This window comes from Pseudomonas sp. LB3P14 (genome assembly GCF_054898045.1).
The window spans coordinates 4,021,830-4,041,195 of sequence record NZ_CM142714.1 but is presented as its reverse complement, the minus strand read 5'-3'; the positions used below and the strand labels follow the sequence as shown (position 1 = coordinate 4,041,195).

Annotated in this window: 14 protein-coding genes and 1 pseudogene; 7 read left to right on the top strand and 8 right to left on the bottom strand. The window is 59.1% G+C overall.

Features of this window, described 5'->3' with window-relative positions; all coding sequences use genetic code 11:
- Positions 1 to 53: 53 nt before the first annotated feature.
- On the bottom strand, positions 54 to 3,170 hold the full coding sequence (locus ACYZT5_RS18680; RefSeq protein WP_462046857.1) for a transglycosylase domain-containing protein: 3,117 nt from the start codon (positions 3,168 to 3,170) through the stop codon (positions 54 to 56).
- Positions 3,171 to 3,809: 639 nt separating this feature from the next.
- Here ACYZT5_RS18680 and ACYZT5_RS18675 point away from each other — a divergent pair.
- Positions 3,810 to 5,231, top strand: coding sequence for an amino acid permease (locus ACYZT5_RS18675; protein ID WP_462046856.1), 1,422 nt, complete (start codon positions 3,810 to 3,812; stop codon positions 5,229 to 5,231).
- A gap of 732 nt (positions 5,232 to 5,963) precedes the next feature.
- Here ACYZT5_RS18675 and ACYZT5_RS18670 read toward each other — a convergent pair.
- Positions 5,964 to 7,088, bottom strand: a complete 1,125-nt coding sequence (locus ACYZT5_RS18670; protein WP_462046855.1) for an OpgC family protein — start codon at positions 7,086 to 7,088, stop codon at positions 5,964 to 5,966.
- Positions 7,089 to 7,343: 255 nt separating this feature from the next.
- Between ACYZT5_RS18670 and ACYZT5_RS18665 the strand changes: the two genes are divergently transcribed.
- Genes ACYZT5_RS18665 through ACYZT5_RS18655 form a run of 3 tightly spaced genes read left to right on the top strand, consistent with a single transcriptional unit; the run spans position 7,344 to position 10,166 of the window.
- Entirely contained in the window at positions 7,344 to 7,718 is a 375-nt protein-coding gene (locus ACYZT5_RS18665; RefSeq protein ID WP_462046854.1) for a GtrA family protein, read from the top strand.
- The gene (locus tag ACYZT5_RS18660) at positions 7,715 to 8,656 is read left to right on the top strand and encodes a glycosyltransferase family 2 protein (RefSeq protein WP_462046853.1); all 942 of its coding nucleotides are present in this window, start codon (positions 7,715 to 7,717) and stop codon (positions 8,654 to 8,656) included. Before ACYZT5_RS18665 ends, ACYZT5_RS18660 begins: the two co-directional genes overlap by 4 nt.
- A 1-nt stretch (position 8,657) precedes the next feature.
- Positions 8,658 to 10,166, top strand: a complete 1,509-nt coding sequence (locus ACYZT5_RS18655) for a glucosyltransferase domain-containing protein (protein ID WP_462046852.1) — start codon at positions 8,658 to 8,660, stop codon at positions 10,164 to 10,166.
- Between the two features lie 25 nt (positions 10,167 to 10,191).
- Here the strand turns inward: ACYZT5_RS18655 and ACYZT5_RS18650 are convergent, their stop codons facing one another.
- Both ACYZT5_RS18650 and ACYZT5_RS18645 read right to left on the bottom strand, forming a co-directional pair.
- Complete coding sequence (locus ACYZT5_RS18650; protein ID WP_462046851.1) at positions 10,192 to 11,811, bottom strand: FMN-binding glutamate synthase family protein; 1,620 nt, start codon at positions 11,809 to 11,811, stop codon at positions 10,192 to 10,194.
- Between the two features lie 135 nt (positions 11,812 to 11,946).
- Entirely contained in the window at positions 11,947 to 12,747 is an 801-nt protein-coding gene (locus ACYZT5_RS18645) for a helix-turn-helix transcriptional regulator (protein WP_462046850.1), read from the bottom strand.
- Here ACYZT5_RS18645 and ACYZT5_RS18640 point away from each other — a divergent pair.
- From ACYZT5_RS18640 to ACYZT5_RS18630, 3 genes are all read left to right on the top strand, one after another.
- Positions 12,746 to 12,874, top strand: a complete 129-nt coding sequence (locus ACYZT5_RS18640) for a hypothetical protein (RefSeq protein ID WP_449644250.1) — start codon at positions 12,746 to 12,748, stop codon at positions 12,872 to 12,874. The genes ACYZT5_RS18645 and ACYZT5_RS18640 overlap by 2 nt on opposite strands.
- Positions 12,871 to 13,692, top strand: a complete 822-nt coding sequence (locus ACYZT5_RS18635; RefSeq protein WP_462046849.1) for a carbon-nitrogen hydrolase family protein — start codon at positions 12,871 to 12,873, stop codon at positions 13,690 to 13,692. The genes ACYZT5_RS18640 and ACYZT5_RS18635 overlap by 4 nt, the downstream gene beginning before the upstream one ends.
- 171 nt (positions 13,693 to 13,863) lie before the next feature.
- The gene (locus ACYZT5_RS18630; protein WP_462046848.1) at positions 13,864 to 15,189 is read left to right on the top strand and encodes an APC family permease; all 1,326 of its coding nucleotides are present in this window, start codon (positions 13,864 to 13,866) and stop codon (positions 15,187 to 15,189) included.
- Here ACYZT5_RS18630 and ACYZT5_RS18625 read toward each other — a convergent pair.
- From ACYZT5_RS18625 to ACYZT5_RS18610, 4 genes and pseudogenes are all read right to left on the bottom strand, one after another.
- Positions 15,182 to 15,505: a sensor histidine kinase gene (locus ACYZT5_RS18625; RefSeq protein ID WP_462052278.1), complete on the bottom strand. Its 324-nt coding sequence runs from the start codon at positions 15,503 to 15,505 to the stop codon at positions 15,182 to 15,184. The two genes, ACYZT5_RS18630 and ACYZT5_RS18625, sit on opposite strands and share 8 nt — an antisense overlap.
- Positions 15,506 to 15,913: 408 nt before the next feature.
- A pseudogene (locus ACYZT5_RS18620) lies at positions 15,914 to 16,000 on the bottom strand (hypothetical protein); the annotation flags it as partial.
- Between the two features lie 590 nt (positions 16,001 to 16,590).
- On the bottom strand, positions 16,591 to 18,399 hold the full coding sequence (locus tag ACYZT5_RS18615; RefSeq protein ID WP_462046847.1) for a DAHL domain-containing protein: 1,809 nt from the start codon (positions 18,397 to 18,399) through the stop codon (positions 16,591 to 16,593).
- Positions 18,396 to 19,355, bottom strand: a complete 960-nt coding sequence (locus tag ACYZT5_RS18610) for a cytochrome-c peroxidase (protein WP_462046846.1) — start codon at positions 19,353 to 19,355, stop codon at positions 18,396 to 18,398. The genes ACYZT5_RS18615 and ACYZT5_RS18610 overlap by 4 nt, the downstream gene beginning before the upstream one ends.
- Positions 19,356 to 19,366: the final 11 nt, after the last annotated feature.

Below are 19,366 nucleotides of genomic sequence, written 5' to 3'. Positions count from 1 at the left end.
GGCCGGGCGGTTTCATCTGGTGCACTGTGCTTCAATCCTTTCAGGTAACGCCATCAACGCCTCGCAACTTCAACAGGAAGGCACTGCGTGTGACTGCCAGGTTGCAGATAAGGCGTAAGAATCGGCGCCATGCCCTTGAGCACTTGCACCGGCAACGCCGAAGTGAACTTGAAGGCTTCAGCCGTGCGCCCCGGCACGAACGCGGTCAAGGTGCCGAAATGGGTATCGCCGATGTAGAACACGAAAGTCGCCGTCCGGTTGATGGATTTCGAGCTCAGAATCCGTCCACCCGAACCGATGGCTTCAATACGGTTATCCCCGGTCCCGGTTTTGCCACCCATGGCCAACGGTTTGCCATCCGGCGTGATGAAACTGCCAGAAACACGTTTGGCCGTACCGGCGTCGACCACTTGCGACAAGGCTTCGCGCATGGCCGTGGCGACCTCGGAAGGCATCACCCGTTTACCAACATCCGGGTCGTTGATCAGCGTGGTTTCATACGGCGTGTTCGCCGCGAAGTGCAGGCTGTCGATACGCAGTGTCGGCATGCGCACGCCGTCATTGAGAATGGTGCCGATCAGTTCAGCCAACGCCGCCGGGCGGTCGCCGGAGCTGCCGATGGCGGTGGCCAGCGACGGCACCAGGTGATCGAACGGATAACCGACTTTCTGCCAGCGCTGGTGAATGTCGAGGAACGCTTCGATCTCCAGCATGGTGCGAATGCGGCTGTCGCGCGCACCTTTGTGACGGCTTTTGAACAGCCAACTGTAGACTTCCTGACGTTCGAACTGGCTGGCTTTGACGATCTGGCTCCACTTGGCATCCGGGTTGTTCAGCAGGTAGCCCATCAACCACAGATCCAGTGGGTGAACCTTGGCGATGAAGCCCTGGTCCGGCAGGTCGTAGGCGCCGGGGCCGTAATTTTCGTAGAGCCGTTGGAGGCGTTCATCCGTGAGCTTTTCGGTGAGCTTGGCGCCTTTGAGGTGTGAACGCACGAAGGTGTTGAAGCTTTCCTGACTGGCTTGCGGCAGCAGATAACGATGCACGGCGGCCATGCGAATCGGCGTCGGGCGCATGCTGTCGAGGAAGGTTTCGAGCCGTGCCTGGGTGTCTTTGTTTTTGTATTTCTTCCAGAACTTCAGCAGGAACGACGTGCCCTCGCGGTCGGCGAACTCGGCCAGGTATTCCTGACGCCGAGGGTCGCGGTCGTCCTTGAGCAATTCGGCGCTGCTGTTGGGGCCGGAATACGTGGTGTAACGCACCAGATCCCTCATCAGCCGAATGAATGGCAGGTTGATCGACTCACGTATTGCATCGCGCAGCGTCGGCATGCGGCCGTTGTCTTCGTTGCGAAAGTTATGGAACACATGCAACCCGCCACCGGTAAAGAACGCTTCGCCGGGGCTGGCGGAGTATTTGCGGTCCAGCGCGGCGCCAAGCATTGCCAGCAGGTTGCGGTCTTTATTCTGGATCAGGTAATCGACGGCCCAGCGGCTCAGACGGTCCTGGTCCGGGACATCGACTTTCTTCAGTTCCGGGACGGTCATCGTTGCGTATTTATCGTGCAGCTCGGAGATGATCTGCAAATACGTGGTGAGCACGCGCATCTTGGCAGTGGAGCCCAGTTCCAGCTTGCTGCCTTCATTGATATCGAACGGCTGGTCGGTGCTGTCGGTCTGCACCCGCACCCGCGAGCCGTCCGGGGTCAGTTCGAACAGCGTGAAGCTGTAGCGCACTTGCGTGGTGCTGGTGGGGGTGAGCAGGCGTTCGCCCATCAAGCCGATCTGCGCCGCAAAAACCGGGTCGGCCAGATGTTTGAGGTACTCGGTGGCCTTGGTTTGCAGCTCGCCCTGCAGGGTGCTGGTGGCGGAGAGATCAAGGCGGTCGAGGTCGTACAGCGGACGGTTGAGCAACCCGCCCAGACGACTGCGCGCCACGCTGATGCCCTTGTTGGTTTCGATCGGCTGGATGGTGGGCTGGGTTTGCCAGTCGCGGTAGGTCACTGTGCTGGCCAATGCCGCTTCCGCGAGGGGCGCATCGATCACGCCATTCTGTGCCAGCAGGCGAATGTGGCTGTCGGTGAGGTCGGCCAGTTCCTCGTGACCCTTGGTCAGGTAGTGGGAAGGGCGGCGCTGGGCAATCATCAACGAGAGCATCTCACGCAGGGCCAGGCCTTTTTCCGCCATGGCCTTTGGATCCGTGTCGGTGCTGGCCAACCGTTCGTTGGCCTTGTTGAAGTCGGCGCCGTACCAGACGCGCAACCCTTCGGCCATGCCGTGCACTTCACCGTGGCCCGGTACTGCCGACAGGGGCACGCTGTTGAGGTAATCGCGAACCACGTTCTGCCGGGCTTCGAGGGTCTCCGGTCCAGCCTGATAGGCGCGCACGCTGGCGGAAATCATCTGGCGGATTTTTTCCCCACCCGACACCGTCAACCCATCGGGCGAATGCCGGTACTTCTCAAGTTGCGTCGCCAGGGTACTGCCGCCCGCCGACTGGCCAGGCATGTGCAGCAACTTGGCGACCTGCGACCATACCGCCATGCCGAACCGCGGCCAATCCACCGCGGGGTTGGCCCGGGGTTGACGGGGATCGAGCAGGAAGCGGTTTTCGATGAACAGCAAACTGTTGACCACCACGGGCGGGATTGCCGCAAAGCTTGAATAAAGCTGTTGTGGGTATTTGTACTGGTAAAGCGGTGCCGCTCGGCAATCAGTGATCGACAATCCAGCCTGGATTTTCTCCGCGTAGGGCACGAAAAAGCCCTTGTCGGTGTAGTCCATCAGCTTTTGGGAAAACCGGGTTTGTGACGCAACAACGTAATCGCGCTTGATCAGGCGCGGCAGGAATTCATCCAGGGAGCTGTAGCCCAGACGCAGGTCGAAAGGGCCTGCGCCCGGATAGCGAATGGCATCGCTGGGACCGGGTTTCAGGTCATAGGTCAGGGAGGCGGCAAATTGGCTGACTTCCCGGGATTGAAATTTCGAGGTGCGCATTTCCTTGGCGGCAGCCAGACCCAGGACAATCAGAATAATCAGCAACAACAGCCAGAACGCCCCCCAGCCGTGTTTCGTGCGGCTGCTACGAGGTTTTTCAGGTAAAGGCGCTTCATCCACACGTTCAGTCGGAACCACATTTTTACTCGAATCGGTTCGCCATAAAGCGCCCATAGTCGACTGATCCATTCACGCAGATTGATCGGGCTTGTCTGAAGCTTAGACGGTGGTTGGCGTTGGTGAAGAAATTGTGAACTTGGTTGTTACGTATTTTTTCTGGATCCAAGCAAGCCCCTGTAGCAGCTGGCGAAGCCTGCGTCCGGCTCTGCGAAGCAGTCGCCAATTCAACCCACTCGGTCTACCTGAAACACGGCGGTGTCTGGTTTTACGACTGCTGCGCAGAGCCGGACGCAGGCTTCGGCAGCTGCTACAGGGGGGGCGGCGGGGTGCTTGTTGGAGAGGCTTGGATTAGAGCCATCCAGCGGTAAATGCTGCGTAGATAGGAACATGACGATGCACCACTACCGTGCAATACTTCGCGCCGTTTCAATAAGGAATAATCGTGCTTGAGCCAGGTAATGCCCCTCCGCAGACCGGGCTTTTCCCGAGAGTTCTGGCTGAATGTTGTGATTTATAGAGTGAAAAGCCCTGTAGGAAGCTTTTTATACTGCACGCCCCGCTGATCTTGCAGGTTTTGTCCTACAAGACGGGTTTGCTCACGAAGCAGGCCCGGTTTCTCAGAAGCAATGGCTTACCGGTCAGCGCTTCGAGACTCGGTGGTCATATCCAATAACAAGACGAGGTTGTACCCCTATGCCAGTTGGCAATCACCAGTCCAATGGCGAGACCGCTCAAGGCGGCCCGCTCAAACGCGAACTCGGCGAACGGCATATTCGCTTGATGGCGCTCGGTGCCTGTATCGGCGTCGGTCTGTTCCTCGGTTCGGCCAAGGCCATCGAGATGGCCGGTCCGGCCATTATGCTTTCCTACATCATCGGCGGTCTGGCGATCCTGGTGATCATGCGCGCCCTTGGCGAGATGGCGGTGCACAACCCCGTCGCAGGCTCTTTCAGCCGTTATGCTCAAGACTACCTCGGCCCATTGGCGGGCTTCCTGACCGGCTGGAACTACTGGTTCCTGTGGTTGGTGACCTGCGTCGCGGAAATCACCGCGGTGGCGGTGTACATGGGCGTCTGGTTCCCCGATGTGCCGCGCTGGATCTGGGCGCTGTCGGCGTTGATCAGCATGGGCACCATCAACCTGATCGCGGTGAAAGCCTTCGGTGAATTCGAATTCTGGTTCGCCCTGATCAAGATCGTCACCATCATTGCGATGGTGATCGGCGGTGTCGGCGTGATCGCGTTCGGCTTCGGCAACGACGGCGTGGCGCTGGGGATTTCCAATCTCTGGGCTCATGGCGGCTTCATGCCAAACGGTGTGCAAGGCGTGCTGATGTCCTTGCAAATGGTGATGTTCGCCTACCTCGGTGTCGAGATGATCGGCCTGACTGCCGGTGAAGCGAAGAACCCGCAAAAGACGATTCCCAGTGCAATTGGCTCGGTGTTCTGGCGGATTCTGCTGTTCTACGTCGGCGCATTGTTCGTGATCCTGTCGATCTACCCGTGGAACGAAATCGGCACTCAGGGCAGCCCGTTCGTGATGACGTTCGAGCGTCTGGGCATCAAGACCGCCGCCGGCATCATCAACTTCGTGGTGATCACTGCCGCACTGTCGTCCTGCAACGGCGGCATCTTCAGCACCGGGCGCATGCTTTATAGCCTGGCGCAGAATGGCCAGGCCCCGGCCGGCTTCGCCAAGACCTCGAACAACGGCGTGCCACGTCGTGCGCTGCTGCTGTCGATCGGCGCGTTGTTGCTGGGTGTGCTGCTCAACTACCTGGTGCCTGAGAAAGTCTTTGTCTGGGTGACGGCGATTGCCACCTTCGGCGCGATCTGGACCTGGGTGATGATCCTGCTGGCCCAGCTCAAGTTCCGCAAAGGGCTGAGTGCCAGCGAACGTGCCGGCCTGAAATACAAGATGTGGCTGTACCCGGTCAGCTCGTATCTGGCGCTGGCGTTTTTGGTGCTGGTGGTCGGCCTGATGGCGTACTTCCCGGACACTCGCGTGGCGCTGTATGTCGGCCCGGCGTTCCTGGTATTGCTGACGGTGTTGTTCTATGTGTTCAAGCTGCAACCGACCAATGTGTCGCAAGGTGCGGTGCGTTCGGCTTCGTAAGGCGTAACGCCTGAAAGAAAAAGCCCCGGTCCATTGGCGGTAAGGCTGTTCACTTAAGGTTGGGGTACATATCCGTTTCTGCGGTCACGGCGGCTTAGGGTTCCGCCCTGACACCGGGGGAAGTAACCAAAGGGTTCTTGCCCGGTTCTTGCCCCTTTCGTTCGGTGCCTCGCCTAGGCTCGGCATGCTCTCGCTCCGGTCCTGCTCCGTGGGCCCGCCGCCATCGGCCATCCATGCCGGGTTGCCCACTGCACAGAACCGGAACGAAGCCTCTCGAGGGGCGTGCACCGCAAAAGCGAGGCGGCCTACCGGCCGGCCTGGGCTCAAGCGCATGCGTTCGCCTATCTGATCGTTCCCACGCTCCGCGTGGGAATGCATCCCGTGACGCTCCGCGTCACCAGTGCGCAGGACTCAAGTCAAGCGTCGAAAGCGGAACGCGGAGCGTCCCCGGCGGCATTCCCACGCGGAGCGTGGGAACGATCGGTGGGTGAGCGCTGAGTGCCGTTGATCTTGCTTTGGTTTTGGCTTTTGATCTTGATCTGCTTGCCCCTTTTCCAGAGGCCGAACGCTGGCGAGGCACCGAATGGCGGGGCAGAAGCCCTTGGTTACTTGGGGCTTTCCAAGTGACTCGCCGTAAGGGCGGCCCCCTAAGCCGCCGTTACCGCAGATACGGATATGTACCCCAACCTTAAGCGAACAGCATTGCGGTCCATTGGCCGGGGCTTTTGCATTTCAGGCAGTCGCGGTTTGCACTGATCGATTCAGGCGCTTGTTGAAGTCCAGCCACGCCCCCAGCAACGCCATCACCCCGGCACCCACCAACGCTGTGAAAACCTGCATGGCAAACGCATCGTCGGTCAGGGCGTTGAGCATGTCCGCCAAGGGCGCCAACAGCACACCGAAGCAGAAAACTTCCAGTGAGTAGCGCCCCATGCGACAGCATTGCTGCGCCAGCCAGTTTTGCGTCCAGCCGTTGCCGGGCAAGAGCCTGGCGGTGACATAGGCCAGCGCCAGGAAGTGCAGCAGACGGACCGGCGACAGATCGGTCTTGCTGATCGGGTACAGCAGGTTGCTCAGGCTGGCTGGCATCACGGCATCGTGTATTTCCGGCCAGCGCCAGGAGACAGTAATCACGCCGGTCACCACCACGTACACCGCCGCGCTGACAAACAAGGGCTGGCGCAACAGCGGGCGAGTGTCGGGCAACCGTGGCCGCTGCCCGTGAATTGCCGCAAAGCCACCGAGGACAAACAGCAGTTGCCAGGTGACGGGGTTGAAGTACCACACACCGTCCTTGATGGCCGCCAGGTTCCAGCCAAACCGCGGTGCCAGCAGGTACACCGCCAATGACACCGCTACGACCGCCCACGGCTTGCGCACCAGCAACGGCAGGACCAGTGGCAATCCCGCGAGCAGCACGATGTACAGCGGCAGCGGGTCCATCAGGTTCGGCTTGAAGCGCAGCAGTAACTCATCCGTCAACGCTTGCTGGGGGTTGGTGATGAAGTGATGCAGGCCCATTTCCTCCACCAGATCGCGGGTTTCCACATGACTGTTGGCGAAGAACACGATGCCCATCAGCATGGCCAGCAGGAAAATATGGACCACGTAGAGCACCCAGGCGCGCCGCAGAATCTTCACGCAGGCGATCAGGTAGCCATCGCGCGCAAGTATTTTGCCGTAGGCCAGAACGGCCGCGTATCCGGCGAGAAACACGAATATTTCTGCGGCATCGCTGAAACCGACGTTGCGCAGGGTGATTTGGCCAAGGGGGTTGTGAGGCACGTGATCCCAAAAGATGAAGATCAGTGCCAGGCCGCGAAAAAAGTCGATTCGGTGATCGCGCTCAAACGTCATGACGGCGGACTCGTGAACGGGTGTGAAATGAGGAGTAGCCGAAAACGCCAAAGGTTGCGCGCCGCATATCGGCGGCGCGCAGGGTGGCGTGATTTGCAGGCAATTGCAAAACCGGGGTATTACGGGATGTCTCCTGGCATGGCAGTGGGCCTTACCGCTGGTCATAAAGAACCGCTGGTCTGAAAGGCACTCGAACCTGTGATTTCTGACAGTGGTCAGGTTCAAAGTTTTATGACGTGAAACAGGAGGGTCACCATGAAACTTTTGTGGAAAGGATTTTCCAGCTACACGGTGGTCGGGGTCGCCAACACCCTGATCCACTGGCAAATCTTTTTCCTGCTCAGTGTGGGGGCTGACTTGAGTCAGGCGGTCAGCAACCTGGCAGCCTTCTGCGTTGCCGCCTCATTTTCCTTCTACATGAACGCGCTCTACACCTTCGATGCCAAGGCGTCGGTCGGCGGCTATCTTCTATTCTTGGGAGCCATGGGGGCGCTGAGCCTGGGCGTCGGTCATGCAGGAGACGTGTGGAAACTTCACGGGCTGCTGACGGTGGCCCTGTTTTCGGCATTGAGCCTGGTGCTTGGCTTTCTGTTTTCAAAGTACGTGGTCTTTCGCGAGCGTAACGCATGAAAGTCTCGTTGATCGTTCCGGTATTCAATGAAGAACAGGCGATCAGCCTGTTTTATCAGGCAGTGCGTCGCGAGTTGAGGCTTGACCAGGCAGAGGTCGAGATCGTGTTCATCAACGATGGCAGTTCCGACCGCACGGCTGAGGAGGTCAAGGCCCTGGCGCAAGCCGATGAACAGGTATTGCTGATCAACTTCTCGCGCAACTTTGGCAAGGAACCGGCGTTGTTCGCCGGCCTGGAATATGCGACCGGCGATGCGGTGATTCCCATGGACGTGGATTTGCAGGACCCGATCAGCGTCATCCCGCGGTTGATCGACCAATGGCAAAAAGGCGCGGATGTGGTGCTCGCCAAGCGCCGGGATCGCACCGCCGATAGTTACCTGAAACGTCACAGCGCGTCGCTGTTCTACCGTGTGCTCAACCGTATCGCGTACACCCGGATCGAAGAAAACGTCGGGGATTTCCGGCTGATGGATCGCAAGGTGGTCGACGTTATACGTGCGCTTCCCGAGCATCAGTTGTTCATGAAAGGCGTGCTGTCATGGGCCGGGTTCACCACCGTGGTCGTGGAATACGAGCGAGCCGAGCGAGTGGCGGGCACCAGCAAGTTCAATGGCTGGAAGCTCTGGAACCTGGCACTGGAAGGCGTGACCTCATTCAGTACGGTGCCGTTGCGCTTATGGACTTACGTCGGTGGCGGTATTTCGATCTTCGCGGTGCTCTACGCGGTGTACATGGTGCTGGACAAGATTTTCTTCGACAACAGCGTCCCCGGTTACCCGTCGTTGATGACGGCGATTCTGTTTCTCGGCGGTGTACAGCTGATCGGCATCGGCATCCTCGGTGAGTACGTCGGCCGAATCTACATCGAAGCCAAGCATCGGCCGCGCTATATAGTCAAAGACGTCGTCGGCGGCAAAGACCGGCTCGGGATTTAGCATGGGCAGGTTCAGCGACTTTTTCAGCAAGGAACTCGGGCGCCGCGAGGTCTGGCTGTTTTTTCTGTTGGCGACTTTTGTGTATGTCGTTCCGCTTATTCTCGCGGACTATCCGTATATCGATGACAACTGGCGATCCCTGTCCGCCGGTACAGCCTGGGCGGGGCAGGGGCGGCTATTCACCGAGCTGTTCTACAACCTGCTCACCTTCAGCGATGCCGCGCCGAACATCTTTCCGTTGCCGCTGTTGATCGCCACGCTGGCCATGGCCGCGGCGTTGAAGAGCTTGACGTTTCATTACTACCCGCAGCCAACGATGTCCCGCTGCCTGGTGCTGTTGCCGCTCTGGTACAACCCATTCTTTCTGCAAAACCTGTCCTATCAATACGACGGCCCTGCCATGGCTTTGAGCCTGGTGGCGGTCATCTACGCCATCACGTTTCGTCACCCTTCGCGCATTCTGCAGTGGCTGGTGCCGTCCTTCCTGATTGCCTTGGCGATAGGGCTGTATCAGGTGACCTTTAATGTGTTTCTCGGGTTGTGTTGCCTGGAGGTGCTCAGGGGCGCCAATGACAAACTGGCCTGGCCGCAGTGGTGCGGGTTGATCGGCTGGAAAATCGCTCAGGCCTTCCTGGGCTGCCTGATTTACGCCGTCAGTGCTTATCCGTTCACTCAACAGAATCGTACCCTGCTGCTGAACTGGACAGCGGAGCCGTTGCTGCAACTGCACGTCAACATCGCCAGGGTGCTGGAAAAAGTCGTGCTGCTGTTTCACGGCGGATTTGCCTGGGTGTTCGCCGGATTGTTGCTGTGTGCCATTGCCGGCGCGGTTCGCTTGGGGCTCAACGTCGTGGCGCGTCAGGACAGCACAGCGAACAAAATTCTGATCGGCCTGATCTGTGTGCTGGCATTACCGGTAGTGACCTTGCTGGTGTCGGGTATGGCGCTGTTTTTCCGGGACTTCAATGAAGGTGCCAGAACGCTGATGGGCTTCGCGGTCCTGTTGGTGCTGTTGTTCTATTTGAGTCAACTGGCGTTGGCACGAATCCACGAGCGGCTGCCGCTGGTGCTGGTGGTTCCATTGCTGGCGATGCTTTCGCTGTCGTACGCCTATGGGCGGGTGCTGACGGTGCAGAAAGCCTTCACGTCCAGCGCACTCTTTAGTCTTGAGCACGACATAGCGTCGAATCGACAACTGCGCGAAGCCAAGCGCATTTACATGTCGGTGACTTATTCCGACCACTGGCTGCTGGGGGCGGCGGGCTCGTTCAAGCAGATGCCGGTGTTGCACTATCTGCTGAACATCGACTTTTTCATGCTGGCCGAGAACCTGCCGAAAGTAGGCATCACCAATGTCGTTGCGGAGAAGGAGCGACGTAACGCGACCCGAGTGGGTTATCTAGGTTATCTACCGGTGGTGGATAACCCGTACTACCGGATTTATCTGCTGGGTGATTACGGTTTTATCGTCATGAAAGAGCCGGCCCCGATCAAGGCGCTTCGCTGGTGAAACGCGATGACAGGGGCCGTGGGGTTCAGGCCGCCGCGACTTCGTTCGGCTCAAAACTGTCCGCCCGCGCCATCTGCCACATCCGCGAGTAAAACTCGCCATTCACTTCACCGGTCAGCAATTCCCCCGGTTTCAAGAACACATGCAACTGCGAGAACAGTTTGATCTCGGTCGCCGACATGCGTCGTACCAGGTGCTTGGCCGATAGCTGCGAAGGATGGTCGAGGCCGGCGGCGGCGAGCATTTCGGCCAGGGCCTTGAGGGTGTTGCGGTGGAAGTTGAAGACGCGTTGGGCCTTGTCGGGCACCACCAACGCTCGTTGGCGCAGGGTGTCCTGGGTGGCGACGCCGGTCGGGCATTTGTTGGTGTGGCAGCTTTGCGACTGGATACAGCCGATAGCGAACATGAAGCCGCGAGCGGAGTTTGCCCAGTCGGCGCCGATGGCCAGGACGCTGGCAATGTCGAAGGCGCTGACGATCTTGCCGCTGGCGCCGAGTTTGATTTTGTCCCGCAGGTTCAGGCCGACCAGGGTGTTGTGCACGAACAGCAGGCCTTCACGCATCGGCACACCAATGTGGTCGGTGAATTCCACAGGCGCGGCGCCGGTGCCGCCTTCCTTGCCATCGACAACGATGAAGTCTGGAAGGATGCCGGTTTCCAGCATGGCCTTGGCGATGCCCATGAATTCCCACGGGTGGCCCAGGCAAAACTTGAACCCCACCGGTTTGCCGCCGGACAGTTCGCGTAACTGCGCGATGAAGTGCATCAGTTCGATCGGTGTGGAAAATGCACTGTGCCGCGATGGCGAGATGCAGTCTTCGCCCATCAGGATGCCACGGGTTTCGGCGATTTCCTTGGTGACTTTGTGCTTGGGCAGAATCCCGCCATGACCGGGCTTGGCGCCCTGGCTCATCTTGATTTCGATCATCCGCACCTGGGGCGTCTGCGCTTGTGCGGCGAAGCGCTCCGGGTCGAAGCGCCCGTCGGCGGTGCGGCAGCCAAAATAACCGCTACCCAGTTCCCAAGTCAGGTCGCCGCCGTTTTCCCGGTGATAGGCGCTGATGCTGCCTTCGCCGGTGTCATGGGCGAAGTTGCCGAGCTTGGCGCCCTGGTTCAGCGCGCGTATGGCGTTGGCGCTGAGGGAACCGAAGCTCATGGCCGAGATGTTGAACACCGACGCTGAGTACGGTTGCGTGCACTGCGGGCCGCCGACGATGGTTCGAAAGCTGCTCGGGTCGCTCAACAGCGCCGGGCGCATGGAATGGCCGATGAATTCGAAACCCGACTGATACACGTCGATCAACGTGCCGAAGGGTTTGTCGGCGCTTTCGTTTTTGGCGCGCGAATAGACCAGCGAACGCTGGGCCCGGGAGAAGGGCAGGGCGTCGCTGTCGGATTCGAGCAGGTACTGGCGGATCTCCGGGCGAATGCCCTCTACCAGATAACGGATATTGCCGAGGATCGGGTAATTTCGGCGTACGGCGTGAGGGATTTGCAGCAGATCGAACAGGCCCATGAGGCTGAGAATGCCGGTGATGGCGGTGATTGGCCAGAGCCAGTCATGCTCCAGAAAGGGCAGGCTGGCGAGGGTAAACATCACACAGACGGCAAAGAAGGCGTAGCGGCTGAGGAGTGACAGGCTCATACGGTTTCCTTGGGTTCGGACTCTGCTTCCTGTAGGAGCAGAGCTTGCTCGCGAAAGCGGTGTGTCAGCCAGCATCAATGTTGAATGTGATGGCCTCTTCGCGAGCAAGCTCTGCTCCTACAGGAAAGCGGTGTGTCAGGCATTTTGTGCCTGGAGAAAAATCGAAAACAACTCGGACTGGGACTTGATCCCCAGTTTGCTGTACATGTGTTTCTTATGGACTTTCACGGTTTCGACAGAGATTTCCAGTTTGCGGGCGATTTCTTTACTGGAGCAACCGCTGAGCATCAAGCGCCCGACATCCAGCTCCCGAGCGGTCAATTGCGCGCCTTTGAGTTGTTGCACCGACGCTTCCAGCTGCACGCGCCAGTCGGCTTGCGGCGGTGCTGGCGCGAGGGCCACGACTTCGTTGATTTCGTAAGGCAGACGCTGGCGCAACAGGCCGAGCACCCAGGGCTGGATCAGCGACAACAAGGCGATCTGCTGGCCGCTGAAACGTTGCTTGCTGCCCAATGACAGGCACAGCGTGCGGTCACCTTCGAGCTGGCAATTAAACTGGATTTCGTCGGCCACCACATTCAGACGAAAGTAGCGCTGGTAGTACTCGGTCAGCTCGAAATGCTCCGGCGCCACTTCCGACAGGCGATAGAGCCCGGTGCGAGACTGCTCGCGACAGGCGATGTAGAACGGATCAAGCAGATACAAGCCGCGCAGATAGTCCTGGAACAATTGATCGGGACTGCCATCCGCGCCCGGGCATTCGGCGAACACTTGCGGGTGCTGATCGGCGCTGAAAAGCAGCGCCACCCAGCTGTCGAAGGTCACGTACTGATCCAGCAACCGAACCAGCTGCGTCCAGAAATTGGGCTTGTCGAGGGCGTCGATCAGTTGCCCGACCGAGCGGTGCCAAGCGATGTCGTCTAACGAGAGTGTCATGCCTCTACCCCTATCGGGTTACCCCAGCGGCGTGATTCCCCGGCCGGTGGCTTGCTGCGCATACTGGCGCACAGACACCGACCGGGCAATCTTTCTGCCAGGCGTCAAGAACAAGGAATACCCATGAAAGTCGAACTCGCCCAGTTGGCGGGCCGTGACAACGACACGGCATACAACCTGGAACGCGCTCTGAAGGCGATTGCTGCCTGTGCTGCCGATACGCAGCTGATTGTGTTTCCCGAAACTCACCTGATGGGCTTTCCGTCCCTCGAAGCGTTGGCCGAAACTGCCGAACCGCTGAACGGTCCGACCGTCAGCGCGGTGCTGGCTGCGGCCCGTGAACGCAACATCGCCGTGGTGATCGGCATGGCCGAGACCGACAACGGCCGCTTCTACAACACCACGTTGCTGATTACCCCCGAAGGTATCGCGCTGAAATATCGCAAGACGCACCTGTGGGCGTCGGATCGTGGTGTGTTCGAGGCCGGAGACCGTTACGCGACCTGCGAGTGGAACGGTGTGCGGGTCGGCCTGTTGATTTGTTACGACATCGAATTCCCGGAAACCGCCCGTGCACTGGCGCAATTGGGGGCTGAACTGCTGATCGTCACCAACGGCAACATGGACCCGTACGGCCCGACTCACCGCACCGCGATCATGGCCCGCGCCCAGGAAAACCAGGCGTTTGCGCTGATGGTCAACCGGGTAGAAGAGGGCGATGGCGGGTTGGTGTTTGCGGGCGGCAGTGCGTTGGTGGATCCGCTTGGGACTTTGTTGTTCGAGGCCGGGCGGGAGGAAGGACAGTTTGCGGTTGAGCTGGATCTGAATCAGCTGACGGCGGCGCGGCAGGATTATCGGTATCTGGATGATCAGCGGTTGCGGTTGCCGGGGGAGATTGTTGAGCATGCTTGTGGATTGCGGGAGCTGATGATTCCTGCGCGTTAACCGTTAAACCCGATCGTTCCCACGCTCTGCGTGGGAATGAATCAACGGACGCTCCGCGTCCGCTTTTGGGACGCGGAGCGTCCCCGGCTGCATTCCCACGCAGAGCGTGGGAACGATCATTTTGCCGAACTCGGCTCTGCCATAAATCTAATAAATTCGGAGTAGTCGCTCATGGCTCATTTGCAACGCACCCTGTCATTGGGTTCGGTGGTGCTGTTCGGCATCGCCTACATGACGCCGATCATTGTGCTCGGCACCTTTGGCATCCTCGCTCAATCCACCGCCGGCATGGTGCCGGCCGCTTATCTGGCGGCGCTGGTGGCGATGTTTTTCACCGCCATGAGTTACGGCCGAATGGCCTCGGCGTTTCCTGTCGCCGGTTCAGCCTATAGCTATGTACGCAAAGCGATCAGCCCGAAACTTGGTTTCATCGCCGGTTGGGCCGTGCTGCTCGATTACCTGTTCCTGCCCATGGCGATCTGGCTGATCGGCGCGGCCTACCTCAACTCCGCTTTCCCGGCCGTGCCGCAGTGGATCTGGGTGCTGGCGTTCATTGGCATCACCAGTGCGATCAACATCGTCGGCCTGAAGCTGGCCAACGGCATCAACGCGTTACTGATGTTGGTGCAGTTCCTGGTGCTGATCGCCTTCGTTGCGTTGTGCGTCCATTACGTCGGTGGCGATGCGAGCACGCCGTTGTGGTCGGTCAAACCGTTCTTCAACGGTGACATGCAGATGCCGCTGATCATGAGCGGTGCAGCCATCGCCTGTTATTCATTCCTGGGGTTCGACGCGGTCAGCACCCTGACCGAAGAAACCCGCGACCCGCGCCGCACCATCCCGCGAGCGATCATGCTGATTACCCTGATCGGCGGGTTGATCTTCGTCGGTGTGTCGTACTTCGTGCAGATCGCGCATCCGTCGTTCCAGTTTGACAGCGTCGACTCGGCGGCCTATGAAATTGCCCGCAACATTGGTGGTGACCTGTTCGTGTCGATCTTCCTGATCGGTCTGATCGTCGGCCAGTTCGCGTCGGGCCTGTCGGCTCAGGCCAGTGGTTCGCGGTTGCTGTTCGCCATGGGCCGCGACGGCGTGCTGCCAAAATCGTTCTTCGGCACCTTGCACGAACGCTTTGGCACACCGGTCAACAGCATCCTGTTGTGCGCCGTGGTCGCTTTGCTGGCATTGAAACTGGATGTCACCACTTCGACCTCGTTCATCAACTTCGGCGCGTTCCTGGCGTTTAGCCTGGTGAACCTGTCGGTGATCTTTCATTACTGGATCGGCGGTGAGAACAAAGGGCTGCGTGAATTCGTGTTGTTCCTGCTGTTCCCGTTTATCGGTCTGGTGGCGGATTTGTGGCTGATGGTCAGCCTCGATCACCTGGCGATCTATCTGGGCTTGAGCTGGTTGGCGATTGGCGTGGTGTACCTGGCGGTGCTGACCGGCGGTTTCCGTCGTCAGCCACCTGAGATGGATTTCCAGGAAGCTACATAGTCAGAAGTGGTTTGGATTGGTGAATCGGTAACACGACCCGAAACGTGGTCCCCACGCCGACTTCACTGCGCACCGTAATATCCCCCCGGTGTTTTTTCACGATGCCATAGGACAGGGACAACCCGAGCCCTGTCCCCTGGCCCACCGGTTTGGTGGTGAAGAACGGGTCGAAGATTTTTTGCAGGTTGTCCGGCGCAATGCCGGCGCCGGTGTCTGCGACCTCGATCCACACCGTTTCAGCTTCAAGCCCGGTGCGCAGGGTGAGGGTGCCGCGCTCCGGGCCGATGGCCTGAGAGGCATTGACGATCAGGTTCATGATCACCTGGTTGATTTGCGAAGGCAGGCATTCAATGTCGGGCAGGTGCTGATATTCCTTGAGCACATCGGCCTTGTACTTGAGTTCGTTGGCGACAATGTTCAAGGTCGATTCGATGCCCTGTTGCAGATTGGCCCACTGCCATTCCTGATTGGAGTCCGCCCGGGAGAAGTCCTTCAGGTCCTTGACGATCTGCCCGACCCGGTTGATGCCGTCCTTGGATTCCTTGATCAGCAGCGGAATGTCCTCGCGCAGGAACTCCAGCTCGACCCGTTCGCGCAGTTGGTTCAAACGCTCGATGAGCTCGCTGGAGCCGATCGCCTCTTCCGCATCCCGATAGGCGTCGAGCATTTCCTGCAGTTGTTTGAAGTAGCCATCCAGGGTGCCGAGGTTGGAGGAAATGAAGCCGATAGGGTTGTTGATTTCATGGGCGACACCGGCCGCGAGTTGCCCCAATGAGGCGAGTTTTTCCGATTGCACCAACTGACTTTCAAGCTGTTTGCGCTCGTCGATTTCCCGCTGCAATTCAACGCTGGCCTCTGTGAACTGCCGGGTTCGGCGTTCGACCATTTGCCCTAAATGGTCCATCTGCACACTGGCCCGTTCGGTCATGTCCCATTTGGTCAGCAGGGTATTGGCCATCTGCTGGACTTCAATATTGTCGAACGGCTTTTTCAGGATCAGCAGCCGGTCATGGGCCTGCAATCGATCGAGCAGTTCATCCCAGGAATAGTCGGAATAGGCGGTGCACACCACCACTTGCAGGCGCGGGTCGGCCTGCCACAAATGTTCAATGGTCTGCGCACCGTCCCAACCCTCGGGCATGCGCATGTCGACAAAGGCCAGGGCGTAGGGGCGGTTTTCCTGCAAGGCTTCATTCAGTTTGCCCAGGCCTTCCTGGCCGCCATAGGCCGAGTCCAGCTCGAACAGCGCACGGGTTGATTTCACTTCGCTGCCAAACAGCGCAGCTTCCATCTCGTCCAGTTCGACGGTCTGCTCCGGCATGGGCGTGAGGATCTTGCGAAAATCCACGTGAATGGACGGCGTGTCGTCTATCAGCAGAATGCGTCGGTTCGAAAGCTCGCTCATGCTTCCTCCTTGACGGTCTTCAGCGGGATCTGCAACGTGAACAGCGCGCCCTTGCCCGGTCCGTCGCTATGGGCGGTGAGGTGGCCGTTCATTTCGATGGCGGCCAAGGCGCAGCTGTGCAGGCCGAAGCCATGGCCTTCCTTGCGGGTGGTAAACCCGTGGGCAAAGATTCGCGTCATGTTTTCCTCGGCGATGCCTTCGCCGTCATCCTTGACGCTGACTTGCAGGGTCGTGTCTTCGACGATTTTGACCCCCAGGGTCATTTGTCGCGGGCGGTTGCTGAGGTCGGACATGGCGTATTTGGCGTTGCTGATCAGGTTGATCAGGATCAGCAGCAACCGGTGTTTGTCGCCCATGACCTGCGGCACATCGCTGTACTCCTTGACCACCGTGACGTGGTGTCGGGTCAGCGCGCCGGAATTCATGCGCAGGGCGTCTTCCAGCAATTCGCTGATGTGCAGCGGTTCCATCAGGCTGTTGGCGCCCGCGTAGGACTGCTGGGTGGCGACGATGTCCTTGATGTGGTCCACGCTTTTGGTCAGCTGGGCCAGTTCGTCGGTCATGCCTTGTTGTTCCAGGGCTATCGCGTCCACCAGTTGATTCAGGTAACCCGGTAGCAACTTGCCTTTCGCGTCCTCGGTCAGAAAGGTGCCGAGGTCGCCTTGGTGTTCGTTGATCAGTTGCATGGCCTTACCCAGGCCCTGAGCTTTGCTGGCGCGCAGTTTGCGGGTCACCAGGTCGGCCGAAATGTTCACGCTGTTGAGCACGTTGCCGACGTTGTGCAGCACATTGGTGGCGATCTCGGCCATTCCGGCCTGGCGTGCGGTGTCGAGCAGTTCACTCTGCGTATCCTTGAGTTCGCGGGTGCGCTCTTCAACCCGCATCTCCAGGTCTTCATTGGCGGTTTGCAGGGCTTTGTTGACGCGATTGATCACGGTGAAACTGCGCATCAGGTGAATCGCCAGGTACACCAGCAGCAACACCAGCAGCACCGAAAACAACAGCATGTAGAAGTGATAGCGCTGGTCGACCCCATCGGTCCGCTGCTGGTCGGTGTTCAGCAGGTTGGTAATGTCGTCCAGGCGTTCGGCCACGGGAACGGCCTCGATGTTTTCCAGCAACCGATTGACCAAGGGTTGTTCGCGCAGGATCAGCGCGATGTGGTTGCTCAGAATATCGATCGGGCTGTGGAACGGTTCCGGCAGTCGCAGTTTGTTCACCCCCAGTTTATTCAGCCCGAGCAGGATGTCGGCGGCTTTGTCATCAGAGGTGACCTGAGCGAACTCCAGGCTGCTGAGCAGCAAGTCATAGGTGTCGGTGGCGATGTTCTGCAATTGCAGCGGGTCCCCATCCACCCGGGCCAGCTGTTCCTGAATGTCGTCCTCGGCGGTGGGCAGGAACGCCAGCGAGTTGCGTAGCACGGCGTTGTGCGACTTGAACTGCTCCACCAACCGGGTCTTTTCCTGGATGGCGGTCAGGTACGCATCATGGCTGGCACGCCAGACGGGCGAGTCGTTGCGGCCGTGGTTCGACTCCATTGTGTCAAACCGCTCCCACAGGTTCGTCAACTCGGTCAGCGGTGCGACCAACGGATCGTAGTTGTGACTGATGGCGATCCTGGCCTTGAGAATCTCGGTTTCCCATTGTGCGTTCAGCTGCTTGATCCGGCCGATCAAGTCCCGGGATTCGGTGTAGGTCGTCGTCTGGTTCGAGCTGGATTTGAGGTACAGGAACAGCAGCACCGAAGCCAGCATCACGGCCACGATGCTGAGCAACGCCAGGTTGCGGCGGTTAGATGTTTTCATAAGGGCTTGCCTCCCCATTCACCGGTCAGGGTCTTGAGGAATTTGATGATCAGGGTCTTGTCGTCGGCAGAGGGAATACGACCGAGCTGGAACTTGAACATCACGTCCACCGCCTCTTCGAGGGTCTTGGCCGAACCGTCGTGAAAGTACGGCGCGGTCACGGCGACGTTGCGCAGGCTCGGGACCTTGAACACGTTGCGGTCCTCTTCGTCCTTGGTGACCAGATAGCGGCCCAGGTCGGCTTCGGTGGGGTTGCCCCGACTCTTGAAGTAGTCGCCCATGACCCCGAACTTCTGGAACATGTTGCCGCCGATGTTTACGCCCTGATGGCAGGCGATGCAGCCGTAGTCCTTGAAGCGTTGGTAGCCGTACTTCTCGTCGATGGTGAGAATGTCGGTATTGCCTTGCAGGTATTGGTCGAAACGCGAGTTGGCGCTGATCAGCGTGCGTTCGTAGGAGGCCAGGGCATTCTGCACATTGTTCATGGTCACGCCATCCGGGTAGGCGTTGACAAACGAGGTCTGATAAGCCGGATCGGCAGTCAGCGTCTGCACCACATGTTCCCAGTTACTGCCCATTTCACTGGGGCTCTGCACCACTCCGTGGACCTGGGTTTCCAGGGTGTCGGCGCGGCCGTTCCAGAATTGCCGGAAGTTCAGGCTGGAGTTGAACACGCTGGGGGTGTTGATCGTCACCGGCAGGCCGGCGAAACCGATGGAAAACGCCTTGTTGTCGGCCCCGCCGTTTTCCAGTCGATGGCAACTGGCGCAGGACAGACTGTCGTTGACCGACAAGCGCTTCTCGTTGAATAACTGGCGGCCGAGTTCGACCCGCAGCGGATTCTGCTGTGGCACCGCCGGCAGTGGTTTGAGCGGTTCATCCAGCGGTTCGGCGCCGGCGCTCAGGCATAACCCGAACAACGGCACCCATAGCAGGCGGTGAAAGGAGGGCGACATCTGATGACTCC

Coding starts and splice junctions, on each gene's coding strand:
- ACYZT5_RS18625 (WP_462052278.1), bottom strand. CDS start 15,505: ATGAACCTGATCGTCAATGCCTCTCAGGCCATCGGCCCGGAGCGCGGC.
- ACYZT5_RS18670 (WP_462046855.1), bottom strand. CDS start 7,088: ATGACGTTTGAGCGCGATCACCGAATCGACTTTTTTCGCGGCCTGGCA.
- ACYZT5_RS18640 (WP_449644250.1), top strand. CDS start 12,746: ATGCCTCTACCCCTATCGGGTTACCCCAGCGGCGTGATTCCCCGGCCG.
- ACYZT5_RS18630 (WP_462046848.1), top strand. CDS start 13,864: ATGGCTCATTTGCAACGCACCCTGTCATTGGGTTCGGTGGTGCTGTTC.
- ACYZT5_RS18675 (WP_462046856.1), top strand. CDS start 3,810: ATGCCAGTTGGCAATCACCAGTCCAATGGCGAGACCGCTCAAGGCGGC.
- ACYZT5_RS18645 (WP_462046850.1), bottom strand. CDS start 12,747: ATGACACTCTCGTTAGACGACATCGCTTGGCACCGCTCGGTCGGGCAA.
- ACYZT5_RS18655 (WP_462046852.1), top strand. CDS start 8,658: ATGGGCAGGTTCAGCGACTTTTTCAGCAAGGAACTCGGGCGCCGCGAG.
- ACYZT5_RS18665 (WP_462046854.1), top strand. CDS start 7,344: ATGAAACTTTTGTGGAAAGGATTTTCCAGCTACACGGTGGTCGGGGTC.
- ACYZT5_RS18610 (WP_462046846.1), bottom strand. CDS start 19,355: ATGTCGCCCTCCTTTCACCGCCTGCTATGGGTGCCGTTGTTCGGGTTA.
- ACYZT5_RS18660 (WP_462046853.1), top strand. CDS start 7,715: ATGAAAGTCTCGTTGATCGTTCCGGTATTCAATGAAGAACAGGCGATC.
- ACYZT5_RS18650 (WP_462046851.1), bottom strand. CDS start 11,811: ATGAGCCTGTCACTCCTCAGCCGCTACGCCTTCTTTGCCGTCTGTGTG.
- ACYZT5_RS18635 (WP_462046849.1), top strand. CDS start 12,871: ATGAAAGTCGAACTCGCCCAGTTGGCGGGCCGTGACAACGACACGGCA.
- ACYZT5_RS18680 (WP_462046857.1), bottom strand. CDS start 3,170: ATGGGCGCTTTATGGCGAACCGATTCGAGTAAAAATGTGGTTCCGACT.
- ACYZT5_RS18615 (WP_462046847.1), bottom strand. CDS start 18,399: ATGAAAACATCTAACCGCCGCAACCTGGCGTTGCTCAGCATCGTGGCC.